Origin of the sequence: Aliiroseovarius marinus (assembly GCF_004360145.1) — a bacterium.
Classification (GTDB): Bacteria; Pseudomonadota; Alphaproteobacteria; order Rhodobacterales; family Rhodobacteraceae; genus Aliiroseovarius; species Aliiroseovarius marinus.
The window spans coordinates 239,784-258,245 of the sequence record NZ_ML178713.1 but is presented as its reverse complement, the minus strand read 5'-3'; the positions used below and the strand labels follow the sequence as shown (position 1 = coordinate 258,245).

The 18,462-nt window shown below is 60.5% G+C and carries 14 protein-coding genes; 8 read left to right on the top strand and 6 right to left on the bottom strand.

Going from position 1 to position 18,462, the window contains the following annotated elements:
• Positions 1–4 precede the first annotated feature (4 nt).
• The 4 genes from EOL43_RS04585 to EOL43_RS04570 all read left to right on the top strand — a co-directional run bounded on the left by EOL43_RS04585 (position 5) and on the right by EOL43_RS04570 (position 5,941).
• Entirely contained in the window at positions 5–1,777 is a 1,773-nt protein-coding gene (locus tag EOL43_RS04585; RefSeq protein WP_133486009.1) for an acyl-CoA dehydrogenase C-terminal domain-containing protein, read from the top strand.
• Between the two features lie 88 nt (positions 1,778–1,865).
• Positions 1,866–2,501 carry a glutathione S-transferase family protein gene (locus EOL43_RS04580; protein ID WP_133486007.1) on the top strand — a complete coding sequence of 212 codons (636 nt, stop codon included), beginning with the start codon at positions 1,866–1,868 and terminating at the stop codon, positions 2,499–2,501.
• 17 nt (positions 2,502–2,518) lie between these two features.
• Positions 2,519–3,724 carry an acetyl-CoA C-acetyltransferase gene (locus tag EOL43_RS04575; protein WP_133486006.1) on the top strand — a complete coding sequence of 402 codons (1,206 nt, stop codon included), beginning with the start codon at positions 2,519–2,521 and terminating at the stop codon, positions 3,722–3,724.
• A gap of 12 nt (positions 3,725–3,736) precedes the next feature.
• Positions 3,737–5,941 carry a 3-hydroxyacyl-CoA dehydrogenase NAD-binding domain-containing protein gene (locus tag EOL43_RS04570; RefSeq protein ID WP_133486004.1) on the top strand — a complete coding sequence of 735 codons (2,205 nt, stop codon included), beginning with the start codon at positions 3,737–3,739 and terminating at the stop codon, positions 5,939–5,941.
• Between the two features lie 65 nt (positions 5,942–6,006).
• Here the strand turns inward: EOL43_RS04570 and EOL43_RS04565 are convergent, their stop codons facing one another.
• Positions 6,007–6,912 (bottom strand): DMT family transporter, encoded by a 906-nt coding sequence (locus EOL43_RS04565; protein ID WP_133486002.1) that lies wholly within the window; start codon positions 6,910–6,912, stop codon positions 6,007–6,009.
• A 113-nt stretch (positions 6,913–7,025) separates the two neighbouring features.
• Here EOL43_RS04565 and EOL43_RS04560 point away from each other — a divergent pair, with 113 nt between their 5' ends.
• Both EOL43_RS04560 and EOL43_RS04555 read left to right on the top strand, forming a co-directional pair.
• Positions 7,026–8,666: a long-chain-fatty-acid--CoA ligase gene (locus tag EOL43_RS04560; RefSeq protein WP_133486000.1), complete on the top strand. Its 1,641-nt coding sequence runs from the start codon at positions 7,026–7,028 to the stop codon at positions 8,664–8,666.
• A 78-nt stretch (positions 8,667–8,744) separates the two neighbouring features.
• The gene (locus EOL43_RS04555; RefSeq protein ID WP_133485998.1) at positions 8,745–9,761 is read left to right on the top strand and encodes a hypothetical protein; all 1,017 of its coding nucleotides are present in this window, start codon (positions 8,745–8,747) and stop codon (positions 9,759–9,761) included.
• A gap of 54 nt (positions 9,762–9,815) precedes the next feature.
• On the opposite strand, the gene upp is transcribed toward EOL43_RS04555, so the two are convergent.
• The 4 genes from upp to EOL43_RS04535 are packed head-to-tail and all read right to left on the bottom strand — an operon-like array spanning position 9,816 to position 13,033.
• Complete coding sequence (gene upp / locus EOL43_RS04550) at positions 9,816–10,448, bottom strand: uracil phosphoribosyltransferase (RefSeq protein ID WP_133485996.1); 633 nt, start codon at positions 10,446–10,448, stop codon at positions 9,816–9,818.
• A complete protein-coding gene (locus EOL43_RS04545; RefSeq protein WP_133485994.1) occupies positions 10,441–11,433 on the bottom strand; it encodes an adenosine deaminase in 993 nt (330 codons plus the stop codon). Before EOL43_RS04545 ends, upp begins: the two co-directional genes overlap by 8 nt.
• The gene (locus tag EOL43_RS04540) at positions 11,430–12,644 is read right to left on the bottom strand and encodes a phosphopentomutase (RefSeq protein ID WP_133485992.1); all 1,215 of its coding nucleotides are present in this window, start codon (positions 12,642–12,644) and stop codon (positions 11,430–11,432) included. Before EOL43_RS04540 ends, EOL43_RS04545 begins: the two co-directional genes overlap by 4 nt.
• Positions 12,641–13,033: a cytidine deaminase gene (locus EOL43_RS04535; RefSeq protein WP_133485989.1), complete on the bottom strand. Its 393-nt coding sequence runs from the start codon at positions 13,031–13,033 to the stop codon at positions 12,641–12,643. Before EOL43_RS04535 ends, EOL43_RS04540 begins: the two co-directional genes overlap by 4 nt.
• Positions 13,034–13,247: 214 nt before the next feature.
• Between EOL43_RS04535 and EOL43_RS04530 the strand changes: the two genes are divergently transcribed.
• Positions 13,248–15,521, top strand: a complete 2,274-nt coding sequence (locus EOL43_RS04530) for an NADP-dependent malic enzyme (RefSeq protein ID WP_133485987.1) — start codon at positions 13,248–13,250, stop codon at positions 15,519–15,521.
• Between the two features lie 226 nt (positions 15,522–15,747).
• Entirely contained in the window at positions 15,748–17,631 is a 1,884-nt protein-coding gene (locus tag EOL43_RS04525) for a propionyl-CoA synthetase (protein WP_133485985.1), read from the top strand.
• Positions 17,632–17,682: 51 nt separating this feature from the next.
• Here the strand turns inward: EOL43_RS04525 and EOL43_RS04520 are convergent, their stop codons facing one another.
• The gene (locus EOL43_RS04520; RefSeq protein WP_133485983.1) at positions 17,683–18,444 is read right to left on the bottom strand and encodes an NAD kinase; all 762 of its coding nucleotides are present in this window, start codon (positions 18,442–18,444) and stop codon (positions 17,683–17,685) included.
• Positions 18,445–18,462 lie beyond the last annotated feature (18 nt).

The following is an 18,462-nucleotide window of genomic DNA, read 5'->3' as shown; positions in this document are numbered from 1 at the left end:
TGACATGCCCAGCTATACTGCGCCCACCCAAGACATGGCCTTTCTTCTGCACGATGTGCTGAAGGCCGAGCAATCGGACATTCCCGGATACGGGGACCTGGAACGCGACTTCACCAGCGCGGTACTGGAAGAAGCCGGAAAACTGGCGGGCGAAGTGCTGGCCCCATTGAACACGGTGGGCGATCAGGAAGGCTGCCGTCTTGAGAACGGCGTCGTCTACACCCCCACCGGGTTCAAGGACGCGTTCGAGCAGATGAAAGAAGGCGGCTGGACCGGGCTGGACATGCCGGAAGAGTTCGGCGGCCAGAACATGCCAGTGCTTTTGGGCACCGCCGTGGGCGAGCTGTTTTCGTCTGCGAACCAAGCCTTTACCATGTATCAGGGCCTGACCCACGGCGCGGCCTCGGCCATTCTGGCGCATGGCACGGACGAACAGAAAGCGACCTATTTGCCCAAGATGGTTAGCTGCGAATGGACCGGCACCATGAACCTGACGGAACCGCATTGCGGCACCGATCTGGGGCTGATGCGCACCAAGGCTGAACCGCAGGACGATGGGTCTTACAAGGTTTCGGGCCAGAAGATCTTCATTTCGGCCGGTGACCACGACATGTCGGACAACGTCATCCACCTTGTGCTGGCGAAAATCCCCGGCGGCCCCGAGGGCATCAAAGGCGTATCGCTGTTCATCGTGCCCAAGTTCAACGTGAACGAGGACGGCTCGGTCGGATCGCGCAACGGTGTCTCGGTCGGCAACATCGAGAAGAAGATGGGCATCCACGGCAACTCGACCTGTGTCATGAACTATGACGAGGCAAAGGGCTTCCTGCTGGGCGATCTGCACAAAGGCATGCGCGCCATGTTCACCATGATGAACGAGGCCCGTCTGGGCGTGGCGATGCAGGGTCTGGCACAGGCGGAAGCCGCCTATCAGAACGCTGTCATCTACGCCAAGGACCGCCTGCAGGGCCGCGACGTAACCGGCGCGAAAAACCCGGACGGCCCCGCCGATCCGCTGATCGTGCACCCGGATATCCGCCGCTCGTTGATGGATCAAAAAAGCTTTGTCGAAGGCGCGCGTGCGTTCCTTCTGTGGGGCGCGCAGTTGATCGATCAGGCGCATCGCTCGGAAGACAAGGATGCAGACGGCCTCATCAGCCTGATGACCCCGGTTCTGAAAGGCTTCTTGACCGATCAAGGCTATGACATGACCGTACTTGCACAGCAGGTCTATGGCGGTCACGGCTATATCGAAGAACATGGCATGAGCCAGTTTACCCGCGACGCCCGCATCACCCAGATCTATGAAGGCGCCAACGGCGTTCAGGCGCTGGACCTTGTGGGCCGCAAGCTGGCTGCCGATGGTGGCAAGCCGATCATGGCGTTCTTTGACATGGTGAAATCCTATTGCAAAGAGCAAGACAGCGACGAGATGAAAGACTTCATCGAACCGCTGAAAACCGCATCCAAGCACCTGCAAGCCTCGGCCATGTACTTCATGCAGTCGGCAGCAAAGAACCCCAATAACGCTTTGGCTGGATCCTATGACTTCATGCACCTGTTTGGGCATGTCTGCCTTGCCTTCATGTGGGCCCGTCAGGCCCGCGCCGCACTTGACGCACTGTCACGTGGCGAAGGCGACGCGACGTTCTATGAGACCAAGCTGACCACCGCGCGCTACTATATGGCACGCCGCCTGCCCGCCACGTCGATGCATCTTGCACGGATCGAAAGCGGAGCGGACACGGTGATGGCGCTGGAGGCAGAGCAGTTCTGACCCTGGCCCGCTGACACATTACTGTGCGCCCTTGCAGCATCTCGCGCAGGGCGCACGGTTCACACAATAACGCGCCGGGGAGGACGCCATGACCATCAAACTTTACTGCTTCGGAGAAAGCGGAAACGCCTATAAAGCCGCTTTGGCACTGGAACTGTCCGGGCTGGAGTGGGAACCGGTCTTTGTCGACTTTTTCAACGGCGAAACCCGCAGCCCTGAATACCGCGAGATCAACCCGATGGGTGAAGTTCCGGTAATGGTGGATGGTGACGTGACTCTGTCGCAATCCGGGGCCATTCAGGACTATGTCACCTCGAAATCCGGCAAACTCGGCGGCACCAGCGCCGCCGAACGCCGCGAGATCCTGCGCTGGCAGTTCTGGGACAATCACAAAATGTCCTCGATGGCTGGCATGACCCGCTTCCTGATGAACTTCCTGCCCGAAGACAAACGCCCAGCCGAGGTGATTGCCTTCAACCAAGGCCGCCTGAAAACTGCCTACAAAACGCTGGAAGCCGAACTGTCGACCCGCGATTGGCTGGTTGGCGACGGGATCACGATCGCCGATATCTCGTGCTGTGGATACTTATTTTACCCCGAACCCTTCGGCTTCGACCGCGCCGAATGGCCCGCAATTGACGCTTGGCTGACCCGGATTTCGGAAACGCCCGGCTGGAAACACCCCTATGACCTGATGCCCGGATCGCCTGCCGACCGCGCATGATTTCGAAAGGATCAATGATGACCGACGCCTATATTTATGACGCCGTGCGCACCCCGCGCGGCAAGGGCAAGAAAGACGGAACCCTGCACGAAGTGACTTCGGTGCGCCTGTCTTCTGTTGCGCTTAATGCTTTGAAAGAGCGCAACAATCTGGACGGCCATGCTGTCGAGGATGTGATCTGGGGCAACGTGACCCAGGTAGGCGAGCAAGGTGCCTGTCTGGCGCGCTCCGCCGTGCTGTATTCTGATCTGGACGAGCGTATCCCCGGTGTCTCGATCAACCGTTTCTGCGCCTCGGGCCTGGAAGCCGTGAACATGGCTGCCAACCAAGTGCGTGGCGGCGCAGGTGACGCTTATATCGCCGGTGGCGTTGAAAGCATGAGCCGCGTGCCCATGGGTATGGACGGGGGCGCGATTGCTGCCGACCCGCATCTGGCGATGAAAGCCTATTTTGTGCCGCAGGGTATCTCGGCCGACATCATTGCGACCGAATACGGATTCTCGCGCGATGACTGCGACGCCTATGCGGTCGAAAGCCAGAAACGCGCCGCCGCCGCCCGTGCGGAAGGTCGTTTCAAGTCGCTCATCCCCGTCACCGATCAGAACGGTCTGACTGTGATGGCCGAAGACGAGATGATCCGCGAAACCACCATGCAGACGCTGGGCGGTCTGAACCCCTCGTTCAAAGCGATGGGCGAGGCAATGCCGGGCTTCGACGCCGTGGCCCTGCTGAAATATCCGCATCTTGAGCGCATCAACCACGTGCACCACGCCGGTAACTCGTCCGGTATCGCAGACGGGTCCGCTGCGATCCTGATCGGCAATAAAGAGTTCGGCGAACGTCACGGTCTGAAGCCGCGCGCGCGCATCAAGGCGACCTCGAAAGTCGGCACCGATCCGACCATCATGCTGACCGGTCCGGTCCCCGCGACTGAACGCGTTCTGGCCTCGGCTGGCATGTCGATCAGCGACATCGACCTGTTCGAAGTCAACGAAGCCTTCGCATCCGTCGTTCTGCGCTTCATCCAAGCCTTTGACGCCGACACCAACAAAGTGAACGTCAATGGCGGCGCGATTGCCATGGGCCACCCGCTGGGCGGCACAGGCGCGATGATCCTTGGCGCATTGCTTGATGAAATGGAGCGTTCGGACAAGGAAACCGGTCTGGCCACGCTCTGCATCGGCTCGGGCATGGGCGCCGCCACCATTCTGGAACGCGTGTAAGGAGACGTAATCATGGCTGATTTTCACTATTCCGTGGACGCCGACGGCGTCGCCACCATCGCTTGGGATGTTCCCGGCAAATCGATGAACGTGCTGTCCTATGCCGCGCTTGAAGAACTCAACGCGCATGTCGACACCGTGCTGTCCGATGACAACGTGAAGGGCGCGATCATCACCTCGGCGAAGAAAGACTTCGCGGGTGGGATGGACCTGAACGTGATCGCTCAGATGAAATCCGACGCGGGCGACAACCCGGCCAAGGGTCTGTTTGAGGGGATCATGTCGATGCACGGTGCGCTGCGTAAGATCGAGCGCGCGGGCATGGACCCCAAGACCAACAAGGGCGGCAAACCGATTGTCGCCGCCCTGCCCGGAATCGCGCTTGGCATCGGTCTGGAGATCCCACTGGCTTGTCACCGCATCATCGCGGCCGACAATCCGAAGGCCAAGATCGGCCTGCCGGAAATCCTTGTGGGCATCTTCCCCGGCGCAGGCGGCACCACCCGTCTGGTGCGCAAAATGGGCGCAATGGCAGCGGCGCCTTTCCTTTTGGAAGGCAAGACCGTGGCCCCGGCCAAAGCCAAGGCCGCTGGCCTGATTGACGAAGTTGTTCCGGCAGACGAGCTGCAAGCCCGTGCGAAAGAGTGGGTTCTGAACGCCACCGACGCCGACATCGTGAAACCGTGGGACGCGAAGGGCTACAAAATGCCCGGCGGCGCCCCCTATCACCCGGCTGGCTTCCAAACCTTCGTCGGCGCGGCTGCAATGATCCATGGCAAGACCAATGGCGTCTATCCTGCGGCAAAAGCCCTGCTGGCGGCGGTCTATGAAGGTGCAATGGTGCCCTTCGACGACGCCCTGCGCGTGGAATGCCGCTGGTTCGTCAACGTGCTGATGAACCCGTCGTCCTCGGCCATGATCCGCTCTCTGTTCATCAACAAACAGGCGCTGGAAAAAGGTGCTGTGCGTCCGAAAGACGTCGATGATCAGTCGGTCAAGAAAGTCGGCGTTCTGGGTGCTGGCATGATGGGCGCCGGCATCGCGCTGGTGTCCGCCATGGCTGGCATGGAAGTCGTTCTGATCGACCAGACGCAGGAAGCCGCAGATCGCGGCAAGGCCTATTCCGAGGGCTATCTGGACAAGGGCATCGCCCGCAAGAAAGCCACGCCTGAGAAGAAAGAGGCCGTTCTGTCGGCCATCACCGCGACCACCGATCTGGAGGCACTCAAAGGTGCCGATCTGATCATCGAAGCAGTGTTCGAAGACGTGGGCGTGAAAGCCGAGATGACCAAGAAGGTCGAGGCCGTCGTTGGTCCCGATTGCATATACGCCACCAACACCTCGACCCTGCCGATCACCGAACTGGCGAAGGCGTCTGAACGCCCGGATCAGTTCATCGGTATCCACTTCTTCTCGCCTGTTGAGCGGATGATGCTGGTTGAGATCATCAAAGGCAAAGAAACCGGTCCGCGGGCCGTGGCCAAGGCGCTGGACTATGTGCGCCAGATCCGCAAGACGCCGATCGTGGTCAACGACGCGCGCTTCTTCTACTGCAACCGCTGCATCATTCCCTACATCAACGAAGGGATGCGCATGGTTGGCGAGGGCGTCAGCCCCGCGCTGGTCGAAGGCGCCGCACGTTTGCTGGGCTTCCCGGTTGGACCGCTGCAGTTGGTCGACGAGACATCAATCGAGCTGGGCGTGAAAATCGCCAAAGCCACCAAGGCCGCGATGGGCGACGCCTATCCGGATGACGCCGTTGACGAGATCATCTTCTGGATGGCCGACGAAGGCCGCATGGGCCGCAAGGCAAACGCGGGCTTTTATGACTATGACGAAAAGGGCAAACGTACTGGTCTGTGGGAAGGTCTTGGCGACAAGTTCCCGCTGGCAGACGATCAGCCTGACCTGACCGAAGTGAAGCATCGCCTGATGATGAGCCAGGTTCTGGAAGCTGTCCGTGCGCTGGAAGAAGGCGTGCTGGAAGATATCCGCGAAGGTGACGTTGGAGCGATCCTGGCGTGGGGCTTTGCCCCGTGGTCGGGCGGTCCGTTCAGCTGGCTGGACATGATCGGCGCAGGCAAAGCGGTCGAGATCTGCGATGGCCTGACCGAAGCACACGGCGCACGCTTCACCACGCCTGCCCTGCTGCGCGATCTGGCGGACAAGGGCGAGACGTTCTATGGCCGCTTCGACAGCGCCCAAGACGCGGCCTAATCAAGACCCCTAAACACCAAGCGGCCCGGAATTTCCGGGCCGTTTCTTTTTTGAAAACTGTTAAGCTAGGTTTTTCGCGACCGCAGGGTGATCACGATGCCGGACACCACGATCAGCACCATGCCTAAAAACGCGCTCGGACCCAATCGGTCGCCATAAAGAACAAAGCTCCACGCCGCCGCGAATCCCAGAAGCGAGTATTCATAGATCGCCACCTGCGCCGGGTCACCCAGCTGATAGCCGCGGAACAACAGCCCGACCCCGAGAATAGACCCGAAGGCCTGCAAGAAGGTGATGAACAGCGCCCAGCCACTGGGCCAGACAGCACCGCGCAGAATGAAGCCATCCGCACCCAATGGCACCTCGTGCGGCCAGACCGTCATGATGACGGTTCCAATCGCGCCGAACACGCCCAAGCACAGGAAGAAGGCCGCAAGCATGGACAGGGCGGATTCCCCCTCGCACCATTGCCGTGTCGCAATTGCCCCCAGCGCATAGAAGAACCCTGCCGCCATTGGCACGACGACTGCGGGGCGGATGCCTTCGCTGAACGGGTCCAGCACGATCACCACGCCAACGAAACCCACTAGGGCAGCACCCATCCGCGTGAACCCGATGGGTTTTCCAAAGAACATGGCCGAGATCAGCATCACCCAGATCGGGGCGGTAAACAGTCCCGAGGCCACTTGCCCCACAGGCAAAAAGCCCAGCCCGCCAAAATAAAACAGCATCGCAAGGGCCGCGAGACCGCCGCGTACCATCACCGCCCACGCCCGATTGGGGCGCAACCGCACCCGGTCCGACAGGGACATCAGCGCGAACAGACCAAAGGCCATCAATGTCCGCATCAGATGGAACTGCCACAAGCCAAGCTCGGGCGCGATCTGGCGGACTAGATTGTCAAAGAACCCCAGAAAAAACATCGCAGCAAAGATGAATCCCGCCGCCGCCAAGGGTCTGTCTGCCGACATGTCGTTTTCCTTACTTGAAAAGCCTCTCAGAACCATTGACCACGGGGCAACACTGGGGTCCACTCGGAAAACGACACAAGTTAAGAAAACGCATCGCTTTGGGAGGAGTGAGAATGGGTTGGATGGCAGACGAACGCGGGTTGGACAAATGTGCGGCAAACTTTGTGCCGTTGACCCCGCTTTCACATCTTCAGCGTGCAGCGAAGGTATTTCCCAACCGCGAGGCCGTGATCGACGGGGCTCGCCGCTTCACCTACAGCGACTATCATGGGCGCGTCAGCCGCTTGGCCTCGGCCTTGGCGGCGCGCGGGATCCAACCCGGTGACGTGGTCGGAACACTTCTGCACAACACGCTTGCCCATGTGGAAGCCAGCTTTGGCATACCGGCCTGTGGCGCCATCCTGAACACGATCAACACGCGGCTGGACGTGGACACGGTGGCTTACATTTTTGGTCACGGCGCAGCAAAGGCCGTTCTGGTCGACAGTGAGTTGGTGCCGCTGGCCGAAGCCGCTTGCAAGCTGATGTCCGAAGACGGCGTCGCGCAGCCCGAGATCATCGAGGTCGCTGCCCCCGACGCGGGCTTCCCGGCATCGGGGCGCTATCCTGAATACGAAGACCTACTGGCCAGCGGAGACCCGGCGTTCGACTGGATCATGCCGCAGGACGAATGGGAAAGCCTTGCACTGAACTATACCTCGGGCACGACCGGGCGTCCCAAGGGCGTGGTCTATCACCACCGCGGCGCATACCTGATGACGATGGGCACGCCGATCAGCTGGAACATGCAGCTCTACCCGCGCTATCTGACCATCGTCCCGCTGTTTCACTGCAACAACTGGAACCACACGTGGATGATGCCTGTGCTGGGCGGCACCATCGTGTGCTGTCGCACGATCACCGCCAAAGCTGTCTATGACGCCATCGCGGACGAGGGCGTGACCCATTTCGGCGGCGCGCCCATCGTCTTGAACATGATCGTGAACGCGCCAGAGGAACACCGCCGCAGCTTCGATCATGTGGTCGAAGTCTTCACCGCAGGCGCCCCCCCCGCTGCCGCCACCTTGGCTGCCATCGAACCCTTGGGCTTCAACGTCACGCAGGTTTACGGCCTGACCGAAACCTATGGTCACGTCACCGAATGCCTGTGGAACGGACCCGAATGGGACGATCTTCCGCAAGACGAGCGCGCCGCGATCAAGGCCCGCACCGGCGTCGCCTTCCCGCAGATGGAAGACATCACCGTGTTGGACGAGACCATGGCGCAAGTGCCGTGGGATGGCGAAACCACGGGCGAGATCATGATCCGTGGCAACTCGGTCATGAAAGGTTATCTAAAGAACCCCGAGGCCACGGCCGAAGCGTTTGAAGGCGGCTATTTCCATTCGGGAGACGTCGCCTATCAAACGCCGGACGGGTACATCAAGATCACCGACCGCTCGAAAGACATCATCATCTCGGGCGGCGAAAACGTCAGCTCGGTCGAGGTTGAGGGCGTGTTGATGCACCACCCCGCCGTCAGCCTCTGCGCCGTGGTCGCCAAGCCCGATGACAAATGGGGCGAAATCCCCTGCGCATATGTCGAGCTGAAGGACGGCAGCGATGTCAGCGAGGCGGACCTAATCGCCTTCGCCCGCGAACGACTGGCCGGGTTCAAGACGCCGAAACGGATTGAGTTCTGTGAGCTTCCCAAAACCTCTACGGGAAAAATCCAGAAGTTCCAGCTGCGTGACTGGGCGCGTTCCGAGGACTAAGGCGGTTCCGATTGCCGGGCCGGGCGGTTGGCGCTATTCTGTGCGCAATCAAAAACGAGCAGAAAGCCCCGTCCCATTATGACGGCCCTGACCAAATATGACCGGCTTGAGGCCACGGCCCTTTGGCGTCCTGAGGAAGGGGCGCAAAGGGTGGATGTCCTGTTGTCCCTTGGCGATGCGACGCTGACGATCTCGGACATGCGCGAGAACGTGTTGAACCATTGGTCCCTGCCCGCGATCCAGCGCGTCAATCCCGGTGAACGTCCGGCCATCTTCCGTCCCGGCGACGACGCCACGGAAGAGCTGGAAACCGAAGATGACGAGATGATCCGCGCGCTGGAAAAAGTGCGCAAGCTAATCGAGCGTCGTCGCCCGCATCCCGGTCGGTTGCGTCACTGGGTGACTGCGGGTGTGCTGGTGTCCTTGCTGCTGCTTGCGGTGTTCTGGCTACCCGGTGCTCTGCGCAGCTATACTGTCTCCGTTGTGCCCGAGCCAACACGCGCCGCGATTGGGCAGCAGATCCTGACACGGATCGGGCGGATCACCGGACAGGAATGTCGCGGACGCGAGGGACGCGCGGTATTGACCCGACTGGCCAGGAACACAACCGGCAATCCAAACCTGCGGGTGGTGGTTTTGTCCTCTGGCGTTCAGAGCAGCAAGCATTTGCCCGGAAATATCACGCTTCTGAACCGCGCCCTAATTGAAGATTTCGAACATCCGGACGTGCTGGCAGGCTTTCTTTTGGCCGAGGAACTGCGTCGCGATAGCACAGATCCGATAATCCCGTTGCTCAACCATGTTGGACTGCGTGGAACAGTGCAATTGCTCACCACCGGCTATCTGCCTGAGGCCGCAATCGATGAATATGCCGAAGAACTTCTGGTCGCTCCGCAATCCGAGGTGCAGACGGCCGCGCTTCTGGAGCGGTTCAAGGCGCAGGGCGTCAGCGCGACGCCTTATGCCTATGCACTGGACCTGACGGGCGAAACAACGCTGGATTTGATCGAGGCTGACCCCGTGCCCGAAGCCCTCGCCAAGCCCATGTTGTCCGATGACGACTGGGTCAGGCTGCAGGGCGTCTGCGGCGAATAGAAAACGCCCGCCTGATGACCAGACGGGCGCGTTTCATGCGTATGCCGTATTGCTTTATTTGGTGCCGAACATGCGGTCGCCCGCGTCGCCCAGACCCGGCACGATATAGCCCTTTTCGTTCAGCTTTTCGTCCAGCGACGCCGTGATGATCGGTACATCCGGGTGCGCCTCTTTCATGCGCGCAACACCCTCGGGGGCCGCCAGCAGGCACAGGAAGCGGATGTTCTTGGCCCCCGACTTTTTCAGCATATCAATCGCCGCGACCGAGCTGTTGCCCGTGGCCAGCATCGGGTCCACTGCGATCACCAGACGTTCGTCCATATGCTCGGGCACCTTGAAGTAATATTCGACCGGCTCCAGCGTTTCCTCATCACGGTACAGGCCAACAAAGCCCACACGTGCCGAGGGGATAAGTTCCAGCACCCCATCCAGCAACCCGTTGCCAGCACGCAGGATCGACACAAGTGCCAGCTTGCGTCCCGCTAGCGTCGGTGCCTCCATGTCCTGCATCGGCGTGGTGATGGTTTTGGTGGTCATCGGCAGTTCGCGCGTGATCTCGTAGGCCAGAAGCTGGCTGATCTCGCGCAGAAGCTGGCGGAACAGGCTGGTGGGCGTGGCTTCATCCCGCATCAAGGTCAGCTTGTGCTGGATCAGGGGGTGATCAACAACGGTCAGGTGATCATACATCTTGCGTCTCCAATTCTTTGCGGATGCGGGTGCGGGTGGCCTCGTCGCAGAAAGCCGCGTCAATGGCAACCACGTTCAGGTCGCGGAAGTCCTCTTCCGTCCAGCCGAACTGGCGCGACAGGTCTTCATATTCCTTGTTCATGTCCGTCCGGAAGAACGGGGGATCGTCTGTCGACACGGTCACTTTCACCCCGCGTTCGCGCAGCTTTGCAATGGGGTGGGCGGAAAGGTTCGGGTAGACGCCCAGAAACACGTTCGAACCGGGGCAGACTTCCAGCGTCACCCCGTCTTCAGCCAGCCGATCCACCAGCGCCAAATCCTCGATCGCGCGCACGCCGTGGCCGATACGTTCAACCTTCAGATCATCCAGTGCGGCGCGGACCTCCTCTGGGCCATTCCACTCGCCCGCATGGGTGGTCAGGCGCAGCCCAGCCTCGCGCGCCATGTCATAGGCATAGGCAAAGTCGCCTTGGCTGCCGGACTTTTCGTCCCCGCCCATGCCGAAGCCCGTGATGAAGTTCCCCGCCGTTTCCTGCGCACAAAGCGCGGTTTCACGGGCCAGTTCCGGGCCGAAATGGCGGATACAGGTGACGATCCCGCGTAAGGTGATGCCCATGTCGCGCTCGGCCTCGTCGGCGGCGTCTTGAATGGCCGCCAGATAGTCTTTCCACGCCACCACATCACGCCCGCCGCAGAAATCCGGCGACAGAAAGGTTTCGGCATAGACTACGCCCTTTTCGGCGCAGGCTTCCAGCACGGCCTTGGTCAGACGGCGGAATTCTTCAGGGCCTGTCAGGACCGAAGTCGCGGCCTCGTACACTTCAAGGAAATGCCAGAAATCGCGATAGGCATAGCCGCCATCCTCGGTGAAGATCCCCGACAAATCGACGGACTTTTCCTTGGCCAAGGATCGGATAAACGCGGGCGGCGCAGCGCCTTCGATATGCAGGTGCAGCTCGACCTTTTTCAGTCCATTGAAACTCACAGAAAGGACCCTCCTGCCCCGCGCGTGTCCAGCCCCAGATGGGCCGCGACCGAGGCGCCAATGTCAGAAAACCCAACCAACCCGATCTCGCGCGCGCCCAATCCAGCCGCTACGATTGGCACACGTTCGCGCGTGTGATCGGTGCCGACCCAGCTGGGGTCGTTGCCGTGATCGGCGGTGAACAGAACCAAGTCGCCCTCGCGCATTTTTCCAAGGATGCGCGGCATCTGGCTGTCGAACCATTCCAACGCCCGGGCATAGCCCGAGATATCGCGGCGATGGCCATAGATCGCGTCGAACTCGACAAAATTCGCGAAAACCAGATCACCGTCCTGCGCATCATCGAACGAGGACACCAAATACTCCATCAGATCCGCATCCGCCCCTTTCTGGACAGAGGTGATCCCGCGATGTGCAAAGATATCGCCGATCTTTCCGATGGCATGAACTTTACTGCCCGCATCCGTCACCCAGTCACACAGGGTCGGCTTTGGCGGGGTCATCGCATAGTCGCGGCGGTTGGTAGTACGGGTGAACCCTTCAGCTTCCGAGCCGACAAACGGGCGCGCGATGACGCGGCCAACGCGCATGTCGTGCACCATCGGCGCAACCGCCTGACACAGCGTATAGAGACGCTCCAGTCCGAAATGTTCTTCATGCGCGGCGATCTGCACGACGCTATCGGCTGAAGTATAAACGATCGGGCGCCCCGTACGGATGTGCTCGGCCCCCAGTTCATCCAGTACGGCTGTGCCCGAGGCATGTTTGTCACCCAAGATACCGTCTACATCCGACGCTTCGCAAATTGCTGCGGTCAGGTCTGCCGGGAAGGCCGGCGTGGTGTCGGGGAAGTACCCCCAGTCCCACGGCAGCGGAACGCCCGCGATTTCCCAATGCCCGGTGGGGGTGTCCTTGCCCGGCGACACTTCCTGCGCTGCGCCCCACAGCCCGGCGGGCGTGGCATCTAAGCCCGGCGTCTCGTCGCCCGAGGCCAAACGAACCGCCGCCCCCAAACCGAGAGCATCCAGATGCGGCACAGACAGCGGACCCGAGCGGCCCTCTTCTGCGCGTCCTTCCGCACAGGCCTGCGCGATATGGGCCAGAGTGTTCGCCCCGGTGTCCGGCACGGTTTTGTCGTTAAAGAACTTATGTGCATCCGGAGCACCGCCACAGCCGACGCTGTCTAGCACGATCAGAAAGGCGCGGGTCATGTGTTCTCCATATGCGCGGCCCCGAACGCACCGGGCAGAAGTTCAGCCATGGTCATGGTCAGACTTTCGCCCCCCAACGTCATCATGGTGATTTTCACGTCAGGGCCCGAGAACTCGGCCAGTTTCTGACGGCACCCACCGCATGGCGTCACAGGCAAGGGGGCGTCTGCGATTACCAACGCCTCGGCAATCTCGCGCTCACCCGCTGCGCACATGGCCGCAATGGCGCCAGCCTCGGCGCAGGTGCCTTCGGGATAGGCGATGTTTTCGACATTGCAACCGACATGCACCACGCCTGCACTTGTCCGCAGCGCGGCGCCGACCTTGAAGTTTGAATACGGGGCATGCGCATTCTCGCGCACGGCTTTGGCAGCTTCCAACAGCGACATGATCCGCTCCTGCAAAAAATTCTATCCAGCAACCCTGAACCTCTGCATACGCGGATGCAAGCGCAATCGGTGCCTAAGGGGGCTGGCTGCGAGAGTATGCCATGCTATTGTACACACTGCAGACTTGATTGCCCTTGCGTCACTGGTGTATCGGAGTGTCGGAGGGAAGGTAGTTTAAGGTTAAACTATCGACGCAAAGCCTGAGGAGGCCTCGATGTCCGAAGACAGCTATCTGCGCAAACGCGCGCTGGATTATCACGAATTCCCACAGCCCGGAAAGCTTGAAATCCGCGCAACCAAGCCGATGGCGAACGGGCGCGACCTAAGTCTGGCCTACTCTCCTGGCGTGGCAGAAGCCTGCGTCGAGATCTCGAAAGATCCTTCTGTCGCAAGCCGTTACACGGCACGCGGCAATTTGGTCGCGGTTGTCTCGAACGGATCTGCTGTGTTGGGGCTGGGAAATATCGGCGCGCTCGCCTCGAAACCTGTGATGGAGGGCAAGGCGGTTCTATTCAAGAAGTTCGCGAACATCGATTGCTTCGACATCGAGCTAAACGAATCTGATCCCGAAAAGCTGGCCGAGATCGTCTGCGCGATGGAACCGAGCTTTGGCGCGATCAACCTTGAAGACATCAAAGCACCCGATTGTTTCATCGTTGAACAAATCTGTCGCGAACGGATGAACATTCCCGTATTTCACGATGATCAGCACGGAACCGCCATCGTGGTTGGCGCTGCGGCGACCAATGCGCTGAAAGTTGCGGGCAAGTCTTTCGAGGACATCAAGGTCGTCTCGACCGGTGGCGGGGCGGCCGGCATCGCCTGCCTGAACATGCTTCTGAAGCTGGGTGTAAAGCGCGAGAATGTATGGCTCTGCGACATCGAAGGTCTGGTCTATGAAGGCCGTGAGAAAGAGATGACGCCGCAAAAAGCGGACTATGCGCAAGGTGACAGCCCCGCAAGTCTGGACGACGTGATCGAAGGTGCAGATCTATTCCTAGGCCTCTCTGGCCCCGGCGTTCTGAAGCCCGAGATGGTGGCCAAGATGGCCGAACGCCCGATCGTGTTCGCCCTTGCCAACCCAACCCCCGAAATCATGCCGGACGAGGTGCGCAAAGTCGCGCCGAACGCCATCATCGCCACGGGCCGCTCGGATTTCCCCAATCAGGTCAACAACGTACTCTGCTTCCCGTTCATCTTCCGCGGCGCGCTGGACGTCGGCGCGACCGAGATCAACGACGCCATGCAGCTGGGCTGCATCGAAGGCATCGCAGCCCTTGCGCGCGCCACGACGTCTGCCGAGGCCGCTGCCGCTTATAAAGGCGAGCAGCTGACTTTTGGCGAGGACTACCTGATCCCCAAACCGTTCGATCCGCGCCTGATGGGCGTGGTCGCCAGTGCGGTTGCCAAGGCCGCGATGGACAGCGGCGTGGCCACGCGCCCGGTCGCGGATCTGGATGCTTACAAGGCAAAACTAGACGGCTCGGTCTTTAAGTCCGCGCTAATCATGCGCCCTGTATTCGAAGCCGCCGGCACCGCCGAGCGCCGCATTGTCTTTGCCGAGGGCGAGGATGAACGCGTGCTACGCGCCGCAAACGCGATGATCGAAGAAACCACCGACGCTCCGATCCTGATCGGCCGTCCGGATGTCATTGCACGCCGTGCGGAACGTGCTGGTCTGTCGATCATTCCGGGGCGCGATTTCGAGGTCGTAAACCCCGAACGCGACGACCGGTATCGCGAATACTGGGGCGCCTATCACGAAATCATGGCCCGCAAAGGCGTAACGCCAGATCTGGCCAAGGCCATCCTGCGCACCAACACCACCGCCATCGGCGGCATCATGGTGCATTTGGGCCATGCCGACAGCCTGATCGCCGGCACATTTGGGCAGTATCTGTGGCACCTAAACTATATCCAGCAGATCTTGGGCAATCAGGAGCTACACCCGGTCGGCGCGCTTAGCTTGATGATCCTGCAGGACGGCCCGCTGTTCATCGCGGACACCCACGTGCACAACACGCCCAGCGCCGAACAGATCGCAGAAACCGTTTGCGCCGCCGCGCGCCACGTGCGCCGCTTCGGGGTCGAACCAAAAATCGCGGTGTGCTCGTATTCGCAATTCGGTAACCACGGCGGAGACAGCGGCGCGCGCGCGCGTGGCGCACTGGACATTCTGGACGCGACCCCGCGCGATTTTGCCTATGAGGGCGAAATGCATGTGGATGCTGCCCTTGATCCTGAAGTGCGGAGCCGCCTGTTCCCCACAGCGCGCTTCGACGGTCCGGCCAACGTCCTAGTCTTTGCCAACGCCGATGCAGCCAGTGCCGTACGCAACACGCTGAAGGTCAAAGGTGGCGGGCTTGAGGTCGGCCCAATCCTGATGGGCATGGGGAACCGCGCCCACATCGTGACGCCCTCGATCACCGCGCGCGGGCTTTTGAACATGTCGGCAATCGCCGGAACGCCGGTTGCGCATTACGGCTAAGCGATTCCCAGAGAAACTTTGCAAGGCGGAGTTTGCAGTTTTGCAAACCCCGCCTTTTTCAAACTCAGACCCCTCAAAACAATGGGGTTTGCAAAAATTTGCAGGCGATTTTTGGCCACCCTGCAAATTTTCCGCGATAATGTGACGCTACGTCGAATACGGTTCTTGCCCGGATAGGTCGTAGGGGCGTAACACATTCTTCAAGGGAAATTGGAGGATGTGCACTATGGCATACAAAGACGTTTACGCTGCGTGGCAGGCGAACCCGGAACAGTTCTGGATGGACGCGGCCCAAGCGATCAGCTGGGATCAAGCCCCAACAAAGGCGCTCTTTGACGGCAACGCGCCGCTGTACGAATGGTTCTCGGACGGGATGGTCAACACCTGCTACAACGCAGTGGATCGCCACGTTGAAAACGGACGCGCCGATCAGGTGGCCATCATCTATGACAGCCCGATCACCGGCCGTCAGTCGAAAACCACCTATGCCGAGCTAAAATCGCGCGTCGAGAAAGTGGCCGGTGCTTTGGTCGAAAAAGGCGTGACCAAAGGCGACCGCGTCATCATCTATATGCCGATGGTCACCGAGGCCCTGATCGCCATGCTGGCTGTCACCCGTATCGGCGCGGTGCACTCGGTTGTGTTTGGTGGTTTTGCCTCGAACGAACTGGCCGTGCGCATCGACGACGCCAAGCCCAAAGCGATCATCGCCGCATCCTGCGGGTTGGAGCCCGGCCGTGTGGTCGCCTATAAACCGCTTCTGGACGGCGCGATTGAACTGTCCGAGCACAAGCCCGACTTCACCCTGATCCTTCAGCGCGAAGAACACACCGCTGATCTGATCGACGGTCGTGATTTCGACTGGGCCGAGGCCGAGGCCGCTGCTGCCCCCGCCGCTTGTGTGCCGGTCGAAGGCAACCATCCGGCTTATATCCTCTACACTTCGGGCACCACGGGTCAGCCGAAGGGCGTTATCCGCCACACCGGCGGTCACCTTGTGGCCCTGAACTGGACCATGAAGAACCTCTATAACGTCGATCCCGGCGATGTGTTCTGGGCCGCGTCTGACGTGGGTTGGGTCGTGGGCCACTCCTACATCACCTATGGTCCTCTGGTGCACGGCAACACGACCATCGTGTTCGAAGGCAAGCCCGTGGGCACGCCTGATGCCGGCACTTTCTGGCGCGTGATCAGCGAGCACAATGTAAAGTCCTTCTTCACCGCCCCCACCGCCTTCCGCGCCGTGAAACGCGAAGACCCGAAGGGCGAGTTCGTGAAGAAATACGACCTGAGCTGCCTGAAGCAGGTCTATCTGGCCGGTGAGCGCGCTGACCCCGACACCATCGTCTGGGCGCAGGATCAGCTGAAAGTGCCCGTTGTGGACCACTGGTGGCAGACCGAAACCGGCTTCGCCATCGCCGCCAACCCAATTGGTATCGAAGAGCTGCCGATCAAACTGGGTTCGCCCTCGGTTCCGATGCCCGGCTTTGACGTGCAGATCTTGGACGAAGGCGGACACCCGATGCCCGCAGGCGAACTGGGCGCGATTGCGATCAAACTTCCCCTGCCCCCGGGCACGCTGCCGACCCTTTGGAACGCGGAAGAGCGCTTTAAGAAAAGCTATCTGAACACCTTCCCCGGGTATTACGAGACCGGCGACGCGGGCTATATTGATGAAGACGGCTATGTCTACATCATGGCGCGCACCGATGACGTGATCAACGTGGCAGGCCACCGCCTGTCGACCGGCGCGATGGAAGAGGTTCTGGCCTCGCACCCCGACGTGGCCGAATGTGCTGTGATCGGTGTGACCGACCAGCTGAAAGGCCAACTGCCGCTGGGTATGGTCTGCTTGAACGCTGGCACCGACCGCCCGGATGAGGAAATCACTGCCGAATGCGTCAAACTGGTGCGCGAGAAGATCGGCCCGGTTGCCGCCTTCAAGCTGTGCGTGGTTGTGGATCGTCTGCCCAAGACCCGCTCGGGCAAGATCCTGCGCGCCACGATGGTGTCGATTGCCGATGGCAAGGAATACAAAATGCCTGCGACCATCGACGATCCGGCCATTCTGGACGAAATCAAGGATGCGCTGGCCTCGCTCGGCTACTAAGCAAGACCCTATACAAAGAAACGCCCCCGATTTCGGGGGCGTTTTTATTGGTTAAACGAATTGTTCGCGGATCAGGCGTTCTTCCAGCCCATGGCCGGGGTCGAACAGGATGCGATGCGCAATGTCGCTGCAAGACCGGATCTCGACCGAGACGACGTTGGGCACCGACCGGCTGTCTGCATCCGCCATCACTGGCCGCTTGTCTGGCTGAAGCACATCAAAGCGCACCACCGCATTTTTCGGCAAAAGCGCCCCGCGCCAACGGCGCGGACGGAACGCGGCCATCGCGGTCAACGCCAAAACATCCGAGCCAATCGGCAAAATCGGTCCGTGCGCCGAATAGTTATACGCCGTCGAGCCTGCAGGCGTACACAAAAGCGCGCCGTCGCAGACCAGCTCGTCCAAACGGACGCGCCCATCGACGCTGATCTGAAGTTTCGCAGCCTGAGGGCCCGCCCGCAGCAGGCTGACCTCGTTGATCGCCAGCGCCTCGTGCACGGTTCCATCCGCGCTCTCCGCGCGCATCGACAGCGGGTTGATCACTTCCTCTTCCGCGACGATCAGACGGTCGATCAGCCCCTCGGGCGCGTATTCGTTCATCAGAAAGCCGACCGTTCCACAGTTCATGCCATAGACCGGCGCCGGAAGGTGCTGAGTGTTGTGAAGCGTATGCAACATGAACCCGTCACCACCCAATGCGACGATGATATCGGCTTCTTCTTCGGCGACATTCCCATAGCGTGCCACCAGTTCATCATGCGCAGCCTGCGCGATGGTCGTATCACTGGCAACGAAGGCGATTTTTCGACTCATGCTGATTGTCCCGATTGG